The 16126-nt window shown below is 47.4% G+C and carries 12 protein-coding genes and 1 tRNA gene; 8 read left to right on the forward strand and 5 right to left on the reverse strand.

Features of this window, described 5'->3' with window-relative positions; all coding sequences use genetic code 11:
* Positions 1-112 precede the first annotated feature (112 nt).
* Complete coding sequence (gene recO, locus AMD24_RS04475; RefSeq protein ID WP_158404339.1) at positions 113-664, reverse strand: recombination protein O N-terminal domain-containing protein; 552 nt, start codon at positions 662-664, stop codon at positions 113-115.
* A 374-nt stretch (positions 665-1038) separates the two neighbouring features.
* Here recO and leuS point away from each other — a divergent pair, with 374 nt between their 5' ends.
* Positions 1039-3585 (forward strand): leucine--tRNA ligase, encoded by a 2547-nt coding sequence (gene leuS, locus AMD24_RS01685; RefSeq protein ID WP_062100391.1) that lies wholly within the window; start codon positions 1039-1041, stop codon positions 3583-3585.
* A gap of 42 nt (positions 3586-3627) precedes the next feature.
* Here the strand turns inward: leuS and AMD24_RS01690 are convergent.
* The 4 genes from AMD24_RS01690 to sppA form a co-directional block, all read right to left on the reverse strand.
* Positions 3628-3699: transfer RNA gene (locus AMD24_RS01690), tRNA-Thr, on the reverse strand.
* 19 nt (positions 3700-3718) lie between these two features.
* A complete protein-coding gene (gene dnaN, locus AMD24_RS01695; RefSeq protein WP_062100392.1) occupies positions 3719-4828 on the reverse strand; it encodes a DNA polymerase III subunit beta in 1110 nt (369 codons plus the stop codon).
* A 251-nt stretch (positions 4829-5079) separates the two neighbouring features.
* Entirely contained in the window at positions 5080-6363 is a 1284-nt protein-coding gene (argA, locus tag AMD24_RS01700) for an amino-acid N-acetyltransferase (protein WP_062100393.1), read from the reverse strand.
* A gap of 143 nt (positions 6364-6506) precedes the next feature.
* Positions 6507-7484 carry a signal peptide peptidase SppA gene (gene sppA / locus AMD24_RS01705; RefSeq protein WP_062100394.1) on the reverse strand — a complete coding sequence of 326 codons (978 nt, stop codon included), beginning with the start codon at positions 7482-7484 and terminating at the stop codon, positions 6507-6509.
* A gap of 109 nt (positions 7485-7593) precedes the next feature.
* Between sppA and rsmA the strand changes: the two genes are divergently transcribed.
* From rsmA to mraY, 7 genes are all read left to right on the forward strand, one after another.
* Positions 7594-8925, forward strand: a complete 1332-nt coding sequence (gene rsmA / locus AMD24_RS01710) for a 16S rRNA (adenine(1518)-N(6)/adenine(1519)-N(6))-dimethyltransferase RsmA (protein WP_062100395.1) — start codon at positions 7594-7596, stop codon at positions 8923-8925.
* A gap of 102 nt (positions 8926-9027) precedes the next feature.
* The gene (rsmH, locus tag AMD24_RS01715; protein ID WP_062100396.1) at positions 9028-10029 is read left to right on the forward strand and encodes a 16S rRNA (cytosine(1402)-N(4))-methyltransferase RsmH; all 1002 of its coding nucleotides are present in this window, start codon (positions 9028-9030) and stop codon (positions 10027-10029) included.
* Entirely contained in the window at positions 10026-10382 is a 357-nt protein-coding gene (locus AMD24_RS01720; protein ID WP_062100397.1) for a hypothetical protein, read from the forward strand. The genes rsmH and AMD24_RS01720 overlap by 4 nt, the downstream gene beginning before the upstream one ends.
* A gap of 20 nt (positions 10383-10402) precedes the next feature.
* On the forward strand, positions 10403-12142 hold the full coding sequence (locus AMD24_RS01725; protein WP_148565170.1) for a peptidoglycan D,D-transpeptidase FtsI family protein: 1740 nt from the start codon (positions 10403-10405) through the stop codon (positions 12140-12142).
* Entirely contained in the window at positions 12139-13611 is a 1473-nt protein-coding gene (locus AMD24_RS01730; protein WP_062100399.1) for a UDP-N-acetylmuramoyl-L-alanyl-D-glutamate--2,6-diaminopimelate ligase, read from the forward strand. The genes AMD24_RS01725 and AMD24_RS01730 overlap by 4 nt, the downstream gene beginning before the upstream one ends.
* A 1-nt stretch (position 13612) precedes the next feature.
* Complete coding sequence (locus AMD24_RS01735; RefSeq protein WP_062100400.1) at positions 13613-14974, forward strand: UDP-N-acetylmuramoyl-tripeptide--D-alanyl-D-alanine ligase; 1362 nt, start codon at positions 13613-13615, stop codon at positions 14972-14974.
* A gap of 29 nt (positions 14975-15003) precedes the next feature.
* On the forward strand, positions 15004-16116 hold the full coding sequence (gene mraY, locus AMD24_RS01740) for a phospho-N-acetylmuramoyl-pentapeptide-transferase (RefSeq protein WP_062100853.1): 1113 nt from the start codon (positions 15004-15006) through the stop codon (positions 16114-16116).
* Positions 16117-16126 lie beyond the last annotated feature (10 nt).

Consider the following 16126-nt stretch of genomic DNA (forward strand, 5'->3'; position numbering starts at 1 on the left):
AGCAGCACCAGGATTTATTCTAACTGTGTGCGCGACAGACGGCCAAAAAGCTCCTCTGTATGGTTATTGTATAATGCCAGGCAATCTGAGCCTTTCAGATTGACGGCAAATCTTATCTCGCTGGGGAGTATCTCTCCGCACGCGATAAAACGCGAAAAGCGGTAGCTCTACTGCGCGGCAGACATCCGCAGTAATGTTCCAGGGCCTCTAGAGGATTCCCGCCTATTCCTATCCTTTGGCAAAGGTTACTTTCAAATTTAGTCAAAGCGCACAGAGAAGCAGGGGATTTTCGCAGATAGCGTAACCCCCTTCTAAGGAGATCAAATACCTCTGGTGCAGACTCATCTAAAACTGGTAGTACTGCTTCAGCTAGTTCTGAGAAATATGCCGCCAAAACGAAATTGAAATAGGACAAATTTCCTGCCATAAAGGGGAGTAGGGCACGCGCTTCCCTCAAAGAGTACAGATCCGACTTCCGACTTCTCTTGAAACAGATCTCTACTTCATAAAAGAGCTCCAAGCTTCCCTGGAAAGGGCTCCTGAAATTCCTTGCTCCGTGAGCGCTGGTTTTTATCCTTCCGCACCGCTCTGATATCCAAGTACAGAGCAGCGTTGTCTCAGAGAATGGTGTCTTCCGAATAAGAATAGCAGCAGTTCGTTCCAATTGACTTGATATGCCCCGAAAGGTGTGGACGCAGCCTATCGGCTGCGCTTTAGACCATCCTTAGTCGCTTCTATTTGAATTATTAAGATGGATAGTATGAATTCAACCGCCTTATCGCTCGGAAATATAGCACTATGCCCCTCATGTGTATGCCTGAAGCAGCTTTTCGAAGGAAAACTATCCAGCCCCCCCTTTCCCTCTTGTCAAGATAGACCTTTAAGTTTTCCATCTGTAGTTCGTGTTGGTAGCCCTTCTTTGTGATATGCATGTAGCCGTTTGTTGCTACATGTAATCTCCCTCAAGAGGGGAGTCCACGTAAAATAAGGACCAAATTTTGTTCGGGACGACACAAAATCTACTCTGCAGCAAAGGTTATGGCTTACTCACACACAAAAAAAATCCCTTTCAACGAATACGAATCCAGATGGCAACTCTCCTGGATCAGGAACAATTCCTTCAGTGTACCCAACCCTGGAGAAGCGGAATTTGATCCTTGCCGTCCTAAATATTACCTTCTAGACATGTTTCCGTATCCAAGTGGAGAGGGACTCCACGTCGGCCACGTCGAGGGGTATACTGCCACTGACATTCTGGCTCGTTATAAGCGCATGTGTGGATTTCAAGTGCTCCATCCCATGGGTTGGGATGCCTTTGGTCTGCCAACGGAGCAATTTGCCATAAAGACAAATCAGCACCCAGCCGTTACCACCAAAAAAAATATCAACCGGTTTCGTGCTCAGCTCCGATCGCTTGGATTCAGCTATGATTGGAAACGTGAGATAAATACGACTAGCCCTGAATATTTTCGATGGACGCAATGGATTTTCTTGCAACTCTACAATTCGTGGGTCAACCCCTCTACTGGGAGGGCGGAAGCTATTTCTACTTGCCGCGGAAATGATCCAGATTCTATGAGACTTGCCTACGTAGCCGAAGTGCCGGTGAACTGGTGTCCATCTCTTGGTACTGTACTCGCTAAAGAAGAAGTGAAAGGAGGGTATAGTGAAGTAGGAGGATTCCCAGTGGAACGACGCCCAATGAAGCAATGGATACTGCGCATCACAGCGTATGCACAACGGCTGATAGATGACCTAGAAGGTTTAGACTGGCCAGAATCTATCAAACTACTTCAAAGGAACTGGATTGGACGGAGCGAAGGAGTAGAAGTTATTTTTTGTGTAGTTTCCCATACTTGTTCTCTTAGGGTTTTTACTACTCGCCCAGACACTATCTTTGGGGTTACTTATTTGGCTATTGCTCCGGAACATCCACTATCCAGCGCTTTGACAGTTTCCTACCGAAAATCCGAAGTAGAGGCATATTTAAAACTGGTTTCTTCCAAATCCGACTTGGAACGCACTGATTTGAATAAGGATAAAACAGGCATCTTTACTGGATCCTATGCTATTAATCCCGTCAATGGAGAAAAAATCCCGATCTGGATCTCCGATTATGTTCTCATGAATTATGGTACTGGCGCTGTTATGGCTGTACCAACGCATGATGAAGAGGACTTTGAGTTCGCTAAGAAATTCCACCTGCCTATTGACTCTCAGAAATCTGTAGGGAATTACTTCCCCAAAGAGGGTATTGCGGTCCACCCTCCCCTTATTGAGGGGTTGCCGACCGAAAAAGCTAGGGAACGTATTACCACATGGCTTGAAAAACAGGGGATAGGCAGACCGGCAGTTTATTATAAGCTTCGCGACTGGCTATTCTCACGGCAGCGCTACTGGGGTGAACCATTTCCAGTTGTTTGGGAGAGGGGACGACATCGTGCTCTTAAGCCCTCAGAGTTACCTATTCGTCAGCCAGCTGTATCTGACTTTAGGCCCTCCAAGACAGGAGATCCACCCCTTGCACAGGCAAAGGAATGGGTACGCTATTCGGATACAGCCCAGAGAGAAACTAACACAATGCCCCAGTGGGCAGGTTCATGTTGGTATTATCTACGCTTCTGTGACCCACAGAATTCCCTAAATTTCGTTGGAGCAGAAGCAGAAAGGTATTGGATGGGAAGCGGAAAGAAAGCCGGCGGCGTTGACCTTTATGTGGGAGGCACTGAACACGCTGTTTTGCACCTTCTCTACGCCCGGTTTTGGCATAAGGTCCTATTTGATCTAGGATATGTTTCCGCGCCGGAACCTTTTCAACGACTGATCAACCAAGGGATGATACTTGGCTCAGATGGGCAAAAAATGTCCAAGAGCCGGGGCAATGTTGTCAACCCAGAGGATATCATAGCAGAATATGGGGCAGATTCTCTACGCCTATACGAAATGTTCATGGGGCCCCTAGAACAGACAAAACCCTGGAGCACAAAGGGTGTAGAGGGTGTTTACCGCTTCCTAGCACGAGTTTGGCGCCTTGCATTTGAAGAAGACCAAGAAGGCAGCTGGAAAATTTCCTCTGCACTGACTACAGAACAGCCCTGTACCCCCTACCAGTTACGAATAATTCACGCTACCATCAAGAAGGTTACAGCTGACATCGAAGCTTTTTCCTTCAACACGGCCATCGCTCAGCTAATGACTTTTGTTAATGAGTTCACATCTGTTAATCCTCGTCCCGTAGAGGTCATTCAAACTTTACTCCAACTCCTTAGTCCGTTTGCCCCCCATCTTGCTGAGGAAGTTTGGTTCCGACTTGCCTCACGATTCTCGTGCTTTACTTCTAGTGCTTCTACCCAACCTTGGCCTAAGCACGAAGAATCTCTGCTTGCAGAAACTGAAAAAGAACTAGTTGTGCAAATTAATGGAAAAACTAAAGACCGTGTGCATGTCCCAGGTTCTGTCTCCTCCACGGAGGTTGAATTGGTCGCACTTACTCTACCAAAAATCCGCGCAGCACTTGGCAAAAAAACACCTGCCCGCTTTATTCATGTACCTGGAAAATTGGTCAACCTTGTCGTCCACCAATAACGATCCCATATCCAACTGAAAGTGACGCTTTTTTTCACTGGGAGCCGACAGTCGGATTCGAACCGACGACCTGCTGATTACAAATCAGCTGCACTACCGCTGTGCTATGCCGGCACCTAAAACCACCGTGATTTCAGCTACTAGGGATTCTCATAGGCATGAGAACATAAAGGAAGTTCTCCTTAGTTGGTACGCGAAGTACGCTCGGACCTATTTCATCGAAAAAATCCAAGTCAATTTGTTTATCCAAAATATTACGTAGTGGATCCAATAGAAACTCGGGATTAAACGCGATGGAAAAATCTTTCCCATGGTATACGACGGGGAGAGATTCTTTCGCTTCTCCTATTTCTGGAGTAACCGCCGTAATATCCATCTTGTTCTTAGTGAAAGTTAGACGAACTGAGTTCGTCTTGTTTAGGCTCAGTAGGGATACGCGTCTTACTGTATTTAAAAGTACTTCCCGCTCGAGCTTAATTCTTTCACCAGGCTTACCGGGAATGACCCGACGGTAGTCAGGGTAGTCTCCTTCTATCAACTTAGAAATCAGGAAGATAGTTCCTAGATGAAATGCCACGACATTTTGGGTAATGGAGAGCGTCAGATTACCGTCTTCCCTAAGAAGACGCTGCAACTCACTAACAGTTTTAGTTGGTAGAATAAACTCCAATTCTTGTTGATTATGAGGTAGTTGTACTTCTATCTCGTAGAGGGCGAGGCGGCGACCATCTGTTGCAACAAGCGTTAGCCTTTCGTCTCTAATGGAAAAGAGGATACCGTTGAGAATATAGCGAGTCTCATCCGTAGAGATTGCATAAGAAGTGCATTTAAGGCCTTCAAAGAGAGTAGATTGTTCTATAGAAACATGAGTGGCGTCCTTTATCTCAAAAAGTTCTGGAAATTCCTCCTTAGGGAGACCGAATATTCTAAAGAAGCTAGACATACACCGAATAGTAGAGACGTTCCTGGAGTCTGTTTCAATTGAAACATCGCCACCACAGAGTTCGCGGACAATGGCGGCAAGCCGGCGCGCCGGCAGGGTGGTTGCTCCCGGTACTTCTACGGAAGCGGGAACGTGGCATTGGATGGTGGTACTTTGGTCCGTAGTGGTTATCCTTAATCTCTCCTTAGCAGTCTCCAAGAGAGCATTAGAAAGGACTGGCAAAGTTGGTCGTGGACCTACAACATTCTGTGTGCGTTGCAACCCTTCCAGTAGTGCTTCTTTAGTTAGAACGAGTTTCATAGGAAAACATACCGTACGAATGGAAACGACACCCCTATGGTCCTAAAAACCCCCTTTGTCAAAGATAAACTGGGTGAACAGCAGGTGAGGCTGAATTTTGGCGGTCTACTGGTGTGCTAAAGTCGGCTTATCCTTTCAACACAAGTCCGGGTCGTTGCGGCATGTCGGTTTCACAGTGCCCCTTCCGTACCTATATGAGTTTTCCTACCTATTGAGGTAAAAGGGTTATCTTCTGGACCCATCGTAACTCCTCAGTAAACGAGCTCTTTGACGAGGATACGAGAGCATCGTCCGCTGGCTTCGTATTTCTCTCGGCGACTAACTGGCAAATCCTCCGGTTGTGCTACCCTAAATCCTCCCTTTTGCTGGAGGTAGTTAAACGCTTGTGTGGAAAGAGCATAGATTTTCTTTAGTCCCTTTTCTCTTGCAAGAGTTTCGACGAAGGCCATCAATTTACGGCCATGGCCTTTGTTCTCATGGCTGCTATGTACGTACAGACAAGCCATCTCCCCAACAACTTCCTCCGGATAGGTATGTAGAGCCACGCAAGCTACCAGACTGCGGTTAATGTCCAGTACCCAATAGTCTTCCATATGAGCCAGGATCTCACCGCGTGTACGGCGGACTAGTTCTTCGTTCTTCACTGACTGTCGGATAAGATCCAGGATCCCCCGAACATCCTTCTTAAAAATTCCGCGGATCTGTTGATACTCATCTGAGTACACCATGGTGCCGAACCCTTCGTCACTAAAAACCTCCCTAAGCAGCGCCCCATTTACGCTACCATTCAAAATGTGTACCCGCGGTACCCCCTGTCGACACGCGCGAGATGCGCTATCTAACTTAGAAATTAAATTAAGGGGCCAGCGGGTTTGATTACGTATAACGAGTTCTTCTGATTCCGAGACGGAAATTTGCTTGGGAAGTTGGACTTTTGATCCGAAAGCGGCAGTGGAGGCTAAAAAGATAACTTTTGCTGCCTGAAGCTCCCCAGCCACTTCGACAGCAATCGAATCAGAATTCACTCGGTAAGTATGACCTTCTCCATCGAATCCCAGTGGGGGTAGTATTGGAGTGATATCCTCCCTTAGGAGCAGGTCCAACACCTTGCTATCTACCCGCTCTACACGTCCTGTAAATTGGTAATCTTTCCCACCAAGGATGCCTGCTGAATGAGCTATAATGGCATTGACATAAGCAACTCGTAAGTCCACAGCAGACAATCCTTGCATGATTTCACTGGTGAGGCGCATTGCCGCATCAATGCTTACCTGCAAAGAAGCCACGTCTGTCATCCCGATTCCACTGGAGCTGGAAAGCTTGACCCTATATTTATGCGCCAGGCGTTCAATCTGGATACTGGCGCCGTGTACTAAAATCACCTTGATACTTAGTGAACGCAGGACAGCTAAATCCAAAAGGATATTGGAGAAATTTTCAGATCCAGCAACTGATCCGTCAATTGAGATTACAAATATACGCTCCCAGAATTGGGGGATGTATTGAAGAATTTCTCGAAGATAAGCAACATTCACAAGTGCACATAAGAATCAAAAACTGCCACTAGAGAAGAAAATTGTGAAATGAGAGAGCAACAGACTCTTGTCATATGCACCTCCTGTCAAAAGCCGTACAACGATATATGGAATCCCCTTAAGCAGGGAGTATTGCCAAGGAGCTACGGTACCAAGATAGAGGGTAGAAGATAAAGGCGTCCAGGCTCGAGTGCAAAAACATGCAGAAGGTTCAGTTGAACTTTTTGAGTAACCCCTTGACTCAGTCTACTCAGGAATGTTGAGAAAGAAAATTGTACTGTATAGCTGACAATTGAGGCATCGGAGGCACTGCCGAGCTCTTTCGCCTTGGCGTAAGCATCCTCAATATAGCCGAGACTGTCTACTAGCTTTTCGCGATAAGCGTCCTCTCCACTGAGGATACGACCATCTGCGACCCCCTTATAGAGAATGTCAGGGGCTAGGTTTCTAGCAGAGGAGACTACTTGTACAAATCGCCTGTAGGTCTGCATGACGAGTGCTTGGACATAAACCCTTTCTTCAGGAGCCATTTCCCTTGCTGGGTTAAGCATGTCCTTGAATTTTCCGCTTCTAAAAACCAGAGACCGCAGACCGATTTTGCCAAAAAATTCCTGGTAGTTCAGAGTGGAAATTATCACACCAATACTGCCTGTAAAGGTAGTGGGGCTGCACATAATCCAGGAAGCTCCACAAGCGGTGTAATAGGCTCCAGAGGCTCCTATGGAATTGATGTAGTAGACAACTGGTTTCTGTTGCGCAAGGCTACGCAGAGAATGATAAAGAACATCAGATGCTGTTACCTCACCCCCCGGAGAATCTGCAGAGATTACAATGGCTTTGACATCAGGGTCGCTAGCTGCTTGCTGGAAAGCTTCCTTTAGATCATCTACCATAGAGTCGCCTAGTGCATTGGACTGAGAAAAACCAATAGTTCCAACGAGAGGAATGAGCACAATCTTTGAGTTTTCTGCTCCTGGCAGGAGGACAGTTTCACGGTAACGTCTTTCCAGTGCGAAAAGCCCTTTTTTATCAGTAAGAGTTACCAGCAAAAAAATGTTAAAGAAGACGCTCAGGCAGAATAGCAGAAGGAACGCAATACTTAGGAGGCCACCTTTGTTCATTGAGATGGATGCTATAATGGGGAATTTCCTAGCTCACAAGAAACGTTTTCAATAAGTTGAAAGTGGATCTATGAGGAGAAAGGACACTTGGTAGAATGAAATCGGTTCAATGACACTCGGAGAGGTGCGAAGCTATCTCAAGGAACTCGCTCTGGAGCCTATAAAAAGTCTGGGGCAGAATTTCTTGCATGATCAAAATCTTGCTCGATGGATGGTGTCGGAACTCTCCCTAGATTGTAGGGACCATGTAGTAGAATTAGGTCCTGGGTTAGGTGCTCTTACAGAGTACTTGGTGCAAGCTGGAGTGGGGCGGCTGACTGTGGTAGAGAAGGATGGCCGTCTTGCGAGTGCGTTAGTTCGGAGGTTGGGGAATTCTTTCCATGTTATCCAGGCAGATGCAGCACGTGTTGACCTCCTTGGACTTTACGGATTCGGACGAGTGGAGGTCATCGGGAATTTGCCTTATTATGCGACCTCTTCCATCCTTATGCGATTTCTTGACAGGCTCTCACCAGCAACTCGACTGATTTTTGCTGTGCAAAGGGAATTAGCACATCGGCTCGTCGCGGTTCCGCACACTAGAGAGTATGGAGAAATGGCAGTCTATATCCAACATCGTTGGAAGATACGATTCTTGCGCAACCTTCCACCTAGTGTTTTTTATCCTAAGCCTAAGGTAGATTCGGCCATTATCCTTTTCACGCCACGGAAGGTTATCCCCTTCTGTGACGAGGTCCTTTTTGAGAGGATAGTACACCGCGGGTTCTCTGAGCGCAGGAAACAGTTGCGGAAGTTGCTTGGGAATACGAATGGTGTTTGGGAAAAATTTTCTGCCGAGAGGAAAATCTCCCCACTCGCACGGGCAGAAGAACTCTCCCCTACTGATTACGCGGAACTAGTTTTTCGGCTTAGTCCATTCCATCCCCAAACTGTGGCCGCGCATGTGGAGGAATTTGATGTTGTGGATTTCCAGAATCGAGTGGTGACTCGCTCTCCTTGCTTAAAGGTCCACGCAAAAGGGCTTCCACATCGGTCTGTACACATTCTGATACAGAATAGGGCCGGCAAATGGTTTTTACAAAAAAGATCTCTTTGGAAGGACAGCAATCCAGGTAAGTGGGATTCTAGTGTTGCAGGGCATCTCCGAGCTGGAGAAGGTTACGAGACTGCTGCACGTAGGGAGTTGCGCGAGGAATTAGGAATCACAGAATGCAACTGGCTGGGGAAAAAAGGCAGCTTACAAGCCTCTTCGGAAACTGGATGGGAATTCATTGAGGTTTTTTATACCCAACAAGAGGGACCTTTTACTCTTATGCCTATGGAGACTGATACTGGAGCCTTTTTTGAGGAAGGGACCATCCGGAGATGGGTACAGAGAGAGCCAGAGTTGTTTAGTCCAACATTCTTACAGTGCTTTGACTTAGTAGTTAACAACCACTAGTTTTCGTTGCAAAACTGCCGCTGGATAAAGTTATACAGGACCATTTTGCAAGTTCCAATAAGCGCCTCCTCTTAACTGCGTAGCTGTCCCTCTCAAGCGCAAATGCATGCACTTTTCTCAGACTGCCTACACCCCACAAGGCTTGGAAGGGGCGACGGCAATGTTGTTTACCACACACCTGTACTAGTCAACGAGGTGGTTGACTATCTTCGACCATCTCATAAAGCACTTATTCTGGATGGAACACTAGGAGGAGGAGGCCACAGCGCAAGTCTACTCCGGAGTGGGGCTTCCATTATTGCTGTGGATCAAGACCCTGAAGCAATCACTTATTCTAAGGAGCGGCTCGCGCGCTATAGCTCGCGCATTCGCATTGTCCAAGATAACTTCAGAAAGATCCACCACGTACTTTGTTCTCTTAATGTACAGAAGTTGGACGGCGCCCTCTTAGACGTGGGTGTATCCTCCCGTCAGCTGGAAAACCCAAATCGTGGGTTTGCCATTCTCAAAAATGGGCCGCTCGATATGCGGATGGATCCCCTTGCTCCCCTTTCAGCGGCGGACATTGTCAACACAGCCAGTCTCTCGGAACTTGCCCACATTTTTCGTGAATATGGTCAAGAGCCTCACGCTTTTCGCATTGCCTCTCGTCTTGTCGTGCTGCGCAGCCGCCGTCCTGTCAGCACAACCTTTGATCTTGTTTCCATCGTCAAATCTGTTGTCTCTCGATATTGTCACAACTCATACCGGCCAGTAACACGAGTATTTCAAGCCCTACGTATAGCAGTTAATGATGAGTTAGGGGCTCTGCAGGAAGGACTTAGTGCCATCTCCTCTCATCTTGCCTATGGAGCACGCTTTACCGTAATCACTTTCCATTCACTAGAGGACCGCATAGTAAAACATTTCTTTCTGAGAAATAGTATGAAATGGATCAATTATCTCGCTTGGCCTGCTCCGCGTCCCAATCCGTATCGTATCTTCAGACTCCTCACTCCTCACCCCATCAGAGCAAGTAGAGAGGAGATCCATAACAATCCTAGAGCCCGTAGCGCCAAATTGCGTGTCGTTGAGAGTATCCTGAGGGGGAAGAGGGGCCAATGAACACAAAAAAGAGCAGAAACTCTATTGAGCCTCGCCCCATTTTCCAGTGGACTTTGATTGCACTTGTTTTGGGAGGAGTCGGATTGCAAGTAGTCTACCTAAAAAACCAACAGTTTCAACTCGGGCAAAACATTCGGAAACTTGAAAGAAGTCTTTGCGAGGTACACATAAGGAATCAAGTACTTCTGGCTGAAATTGCTACACTTTCCTCGCGTTCTGCTGTCCTGAAAAAGCTAGAATCGATGGCTATTATCATGCATGCGATTCAGGATCAGTGCATTACTCGCCTGCCTGTTCCAGAGGTTTCACGCGACGGCGTACGGACCGCCCTTAACGAAGAGTTACGCCAGTGAGATGGAATGTACAGATTCGCATGACTTGGGCAGGAGTTGGGCTTTCCTTAATTCTCACTGGATACTCTGCCCAGCTAGTCTACATTCAGATTGCCAAGCACCACGAGTTTACGGCTTTAGCTGCACAGAAACATTCCATTCGCCAAATTCTCCATGCTCGTCGTGGACTTATTCTCGATGCCAACAAGGAGATTCTGGCTGCCAATCTCCCGTTGAAAACGGTTGTGGCAGACGGCTCCTTAATCAAGGATGCAAATGCGCTGGCAAGGTGTGCCGCTCCTTTTCTTGCGATTCCTATTGAAGAACTGCTCTCAAAGCTTAAAACGGAACGTAAGTATGTGGTAATCAAGAGAAAATTTCCCGAGGATCAAGCTAGGGCATTAATGAAGGAATTACGAAAGACTTCACTACGTGGTCTGTCTTTTGAGCAAGAGTTACAGCGCATCTACCCTAATGGCGAGCTGCTTTCCCAAGTGCTGGGATTTTTGGATCATAGTGGACGAGGCGTACAAGGCTTGGAGTCTTCTATGGCAGCCTACCTAGACGGTAAAAACGGGTTTCGCCTCATTGAACGTGACCGTGCCGGACGAGAAATTGTGATTTACCGTGGGCAGGAATATCCAGCCCGCAACGGAATTAATGTCCAACTCACTATTGATATGAACCTACAGGCCATTATGGAAAAGGAGGTAGATGCCGCTTATCACGAGCTTAAAGCGGCATACATCAGCTCCATCATGATACGCCCTCAAACTGGTGAGATCTTGGCTATGACCAATCGTCCCACGTTTGATCCTAATAACGTAGGAGCTTCTGGTCCCAATCAGCTAAGGAACTACGCTGTTATGGATATGATAGAGCCAGGATCCACCTTTAAGATCGTCACTACCTCTGGAGTGCTGAACGAAAGACTATTACGTCCGGAAAATACCATTTTTTGCGAGAACGGCGAATTCCACTACGGCGGGACCGTCCTCAAGGACCATAAAGCCTACGAGTATCTTTCTGTACACGACACTTTAGTCAAGTCTTCCAATATTGGTGCAGCCAAGCTAGCGTTTTTATTGGGTAATCAGCGCCTGTACAAATACATTCGAAAATTCGGGTTCGGAGATAGAACAGGCGTTGAGTTACCTAGCGAAGGTAGTGGAATTATCCACCAGCCGCATCATTGGAGTAAGATAAGCATTACCCGAGTCCCTATAGGGTACGAGGTGGCTGTCACTCCCCTTCAGCTCACTGTTGCCATGAGTGCTATTGCCAATGGAGGAAAACTTATGGCTCCGCACATTGTAAAGGCACTTCTTGATGAAAAAGGAAAACCACTTAGTACCATCTCGCCTCACTTTGTTCGACAAGTAATCTCTCCGGAGGCGGCTAAAGCAGTACGGGATGCGCTAACAGAAGTCGTGAGCCAGAAGGGAACTGCGGTGCAAGCACGCGTCGATGGATTTGAAGTAGCTGGGAAAACGGGAACTGCTCAAAAGGTGGATTACAATGGAGGATACCACAAGGGACGCTACGTCGCTTCCTTCGCTGGCTTCCTCCCCAGGGAGGATCCGCAATTTGTTTGCTTAGTCGTAGTGGATGACGCCAGAGTGTCCCCCAGCATGGCTTACGGGGGGTTGATATCCGCTCCAATCTTTTCCCGCATCGCAGAAAGAACGGCCCGTTATATGGATTTACCTCACTCCTCATCAAAGACTGCCTTATTCACCGCCTTTCCAAAAGAGGCATGTAAGCTTAACTCAGTACGATGAAACTAAGTAGGCTCCTTTCTGCGACAAAAGTGCAAGCTATATCCGGTAATTATGACCCACAAATTGCCTCGATTTCTTATGATTCACGGCGAGCAAGTCCTAGGATGCTTTTCTTTGCTCTACAAGGCGAGAAATCGGATGGTGCCTCATTTGCACAAGAAGCCATAGAAAATGGAGCAGTTGCCGTTGTGACTTCCAAACAACTGAAGTTGCAGGTTCCAGTAATTCGTGTAGAAAATCCTAGGCTCTCCCTAGCAGAGGTTGCTTCCATGTTCTATTCCAACCCATCTTCTGCTCTTAAGGTGGCTGGAGTAACAGGTACCAATGGCAAAACCACTACTACTTTCCTAATTCGGCATATTTGCTCGAGCGCTAGATTGCCCTGTGGGCTTATTGGAACCGTCGTTTACGACACGGGAGGCGGCACACTAGAAGCTAGACGAACCACCCCAGAGGCTCCAGATATACAAGAAATGCTTGCTCGTATGCGTAACTATGGCTTGCGTGCCTGTGCATTAGAAGCTTCTAGTCATGCCAGCACTCTTCATAGATTGCACGCTGTAGAATTTGAGACTTTCGTGTTTACCAATCTTACTCAGGATCACTTGGATTTTCATGGCAATATGGAGGCATACTTCAATGCCAAGGTCGAATTTTTCAAGCGCCTCCCTACTCAAACCAAGCGTGCTAAAGCAATCATTAACTGCAACGATCGCTATGGACGTCTGCTAATAGAGCGGTTACAGCAGCACGTTCCCATTATTCGTTATGGACTAGGTGTAGGGGCAGACTTTCGTGCTTTAAGTGTACGTTCTGGTACCATCGGTACGACATATCAACTAGAAGCGCGTGGCCGAAGCTATTTCGTTCGTCTTCCTCTGATTGGTATGTTTAACGTTCACAATTCTCTTGCTGCGCTATCCGCTGCTAGCTCTCTGGGTATAGAGCCTCGTGCTGCGGTGGCCGCTTTAGCATCTGTGCCTCAGATACCAGGTAGGTTAGAACGTGTGCCTGCAAAGCGTAGTTTCCAAGTGTTCGTTGATTACGCTCATACTGCTGATGCCCTGAAAAATGCTCTCCTGACCTTACGAATGCTCCATCCATCTCGACGACTTATTGTCGTCTTTGGCTGCGGTGGAGATCGCGACGGTTCTAAGCGCCCACTCATGGCTCGTGTTGCAAACGATATAGCAGACTGGACCATTGTGACATCAGATAACCCACGTGAGGAGGATCCAGAGGCCATTATCTCTGAGATCAGAGGGGGATTTTTTAACAAGCACTATGAATGCATCACTGACAGAGAAATCGCCATTTTCCGTGCTGTTTCCCTGGCGCAAGCGGGTGACGTCGTCCTTGTTGCAGGAAAGGGCCATGAAAAAGCCCAAGAATTTTCTGGCCGGACGACGCCCTTTGACGATGTAGAGGTGGCTGCGCGTGCCATTGCGGAAAAACCGGTGGGGCTTTGAAATGGATATCTGTACCATCAGAGAAGTTGCAGAGATGTGCGGGGGTGTACTTTTGCAGGGGAACCCTCAGTGTCTCGTCAGCCGACTTTCTCGAGATACTCGCACACTGCAACCGGGCGATGTCTACATTGCATTGCGTGGTGTTCGCTTTGACGGAAACCAGTTTCTGGCTCAAGCGGAAGCACACGGCGCTAGTGCTGCAATTGTGGAGTCCCTTTCCACACTACCTACCAACTCCCAGTTAGCTGTTATTCTAGTTCCGAACTCACTAGTAGCGCTACAGCATCTCGCCGAAAGTTGGCGAGGCAAGATCACGCCAAAAGTGGTTTGTATCACCGGGAGTAATGGTAAAACGACTACCAAGGAACTTACTGCTAGAGTTCTAGCAAGACGATATTCTGTTTCTTACACACAAGGCAACTTTAACAACCACATCGGACTACCACTTACTATTCTTGCTACATCTTCTGCTCACAATGTAGCAGTTTGGGAAATTGGTATGAATCACCGCGGAGAAATCCTTCCTTTAGCCAAACTAGCTCGCCCTCAGATCGGCATTATCACCAATATCGGAGTTGCCCACATTGCAAACATGGGTTCACGCGAAGCAATTGCAGCAGAGAAAGGGAACCTGATTCGCCAGATTGCGCCGGATGGCACACTGGTTCTTCCCGCAGAAGACGATTTTTCTAAAAGTCTGGCCTTTTCCTCACTGATCCGTACTCTCTTTGTCGGATTAGGCTCTGGTGCAGTTACTGCTTCAAATATTGAGGTCCTTTCCAATGGAACTCGTTTTATCGCACACGGTTTTGGGCAACGCGCTCCTGTGACGTTAAGTATTCCTGGAAGGCACATAGTAAAAGACGCTTTATTTGCCCTAGCAGTTGGCCTTGAATTGGGAATTTCTATTCCTGAGGGGGCAACAGAGCTAAGTCATACTCCTCTATTGCACTGCCATCCGCAACTGAAGGCCAAGCGTAAGGTTCAATTCCTAGACGATAGCTATAACGCCAACCCAGATTCGGTGATGACCGCTCTTAACACTCTCTCTGAAATTCCATGTAAGGGACACCGTCTTGCCATCCTTGGAAAAATGGATGAATTAGGAGCCTATGCAAAAAGGGGATATCAGAAGGTAGCCCAAGCGGCAGCAGTCTCCCTTGTAGATACCCTAGTAGCAGTTGGAGAAGAAACTTTCCCACTTATCGAGGAGGCGACAAAAAGAGGGATGCGAAACGTCTATCATATTCCGGATACTCCTGCCGCAGCACAGCTTCTCAACAGCATAACAAATCCTGGAGACTTGGTCCTGATCAAGGGCAGTAATTCAGCACGCATGAGTCGCGTCATTGAGCAATATTAATGCAGTCTATGCTCTACTATTTCTTTGAAATGAGTGAGTGGGCGAAGATCCATGGGATCGAGTGGAGTCTTCTTAAGAAGCTTAACGTCTTTCAGGACATTACTTTTCGTGCTGTTGGTGCCTCCGTCACGGCTTTTCTCCTATCCCTGGTTTTCGGAAATCTTGTTGTTCGCCAACTTGTTTCCCTTGGGCTTGGTCAACCTATCCGTACCCGAGGGGAAACTCGCAAGTTGTTTGAACTACACAGAGAAAAGAGAGGCACTCCTACAATGGGAGGACTTCTTCCACTAGGTACCACCATTATCTCCTCTTTACTATGGGCTCGTCTTCCAAATCCCTTTGTGTGGTTAGCCATTCTTTCTATAGCTTATCTAGGTCTTTTAGGACTTGTGGACGATTATCTGAAGGTCGTCCGGTGCTCTTCTAGCGGTATTAGCAGCCGTTTCAAGTTCGGACTACAATGTTTACTCGCCGCGGCTGTGGTCCTCTTTTTGTTTCTTAATCCTCAGTCAAATGCGCTTTTCCAACAGCTTTATATCCCCTTCTCTTCTGGGAGCCCAACTATCCTCCATCTTGGATGGTTTGCCTTTTGCATCTATCCACTAGTTATTGTAGGAGCTTCTAATGCCGTAAACCTTACAGATGGATTGGATGGGTTGGCTGCTGGCTGCACGGCCGTCGTGGCGGCCTCCTATGGGATTCTGTCCTACGTTGCTGGAGATTTCAAAATTGCTTCCTACTTACAAGTTCCGTTTGTCCTTTATTCCAGAGAGTTAAGCGTGCTTTGCATGGCTTTGTTTGGCTCCTGCCTTGGATTTCTCTGGTGGAACTGTCATCCTGCTCGCGTGTTTATGGGGGATACGGGCTCCCTCGCCATGGGAGGGTTTCTTGGAATAACTGCCATCTGCTGCAAGCAAGAGCTTCTTCTTACCATTATCGGCGGAACCTTTGTTATAGAGGCGTTGTCAGTCATTCTTCAGGTAGCAAGTTTTAGACTTACTGGAAGACGCCTCATTAAAATGTCTCCCCTACATCACCACTTTGAGCTCAGTGGCTGGAAGGAAAGTACTGTTATTGTCCGATTTTGGATAATGTCAGTCCTTTTTTCTCTACTCGGTCTGGCCACTTTAAGGTTGCGGTGACACCGCTTTT

Origin of the sequence: Candidatus Xiphinematobacter sp. Idaho Grape, assembly GCF_001318295.1 — a bacterium.
In the GTDB taxonomy this organism is placed as follows: Bacteria; Verrucomicrobiota; Verrucomicrobiia; order Chthoniobacterales; family Xiphinematobacteraceae; genus Xiphinematobacter.

Bases quoted from the DNA above. Each gene is read 5' to 3' on its own strand.
- dnaN (WP_062100392.1), bottom strand. From the start codon at position 4,828: ATGAAACTCGTTCTAACTAAAGAAGCACTACTGGAAGGGTTGCAACGC.
- mraY (WP_062100853.1), top strand. From the start codon at position 15,004: ATGAGTGAGTGGGCGAAGATCCATGGGATCGAGTGGAGTCTTCTTAAG.
- AMD24_RS01725 (WP_148565170.1), top strand. From the start codon at position 10,403: ATGACTTGGGCAGGAGTTGGGCTTTCCTTAATTCTCACTGGATACTCT.
- AMD24_RS01735 (WP_062100400.1), top strand. From the start codon at position 13,613: ATGGATATCTGTACCATCAGAGAAGTTGCAGAGATGTGCGGGGGTGTA.
- rsmH (WP_062100396.1), top strand. From the start codon at position 9,028: ATGCATGCACTTTTCTCAGACTGCCTACACCCCACAAGGCTTGGAAGG.
- rsmA (WP_062100395.1), top strand. From the start codon at position 7,594: ATGACACTCGGAGAGGTGCGAAGCTATCTCAAGGAACTCGCTCTGGAG.
- leuS (WP_062100391.1), top strand. From the start codon at position 1,039: ATGGCTTACTCACACACAAAAAAAATCCCTTTCAACGAATACGAATCC.
- AMD24_RS01730 (WP_062100399.1), top strand. From the start codon at position 12,139: ATGAAACTAAGTAGGCTCCTTTCTGCGACAAAAGTGCAAGCTATATCC.
- AMD24_RS01720 (WP_062100397.1), top strand. From the start codon at position 10,026: ATGAACACAAAAAAGAGCAGAAACTCTATTGAGCCTCGCCCCATTTTC.
- sppA (WP_062100394.1), bottom strand. From the start codon at position 7,484: ATGAACAAAGGTGGCCTCCTAAGTATTGCGTTCCTTCTGCTATTCTGC.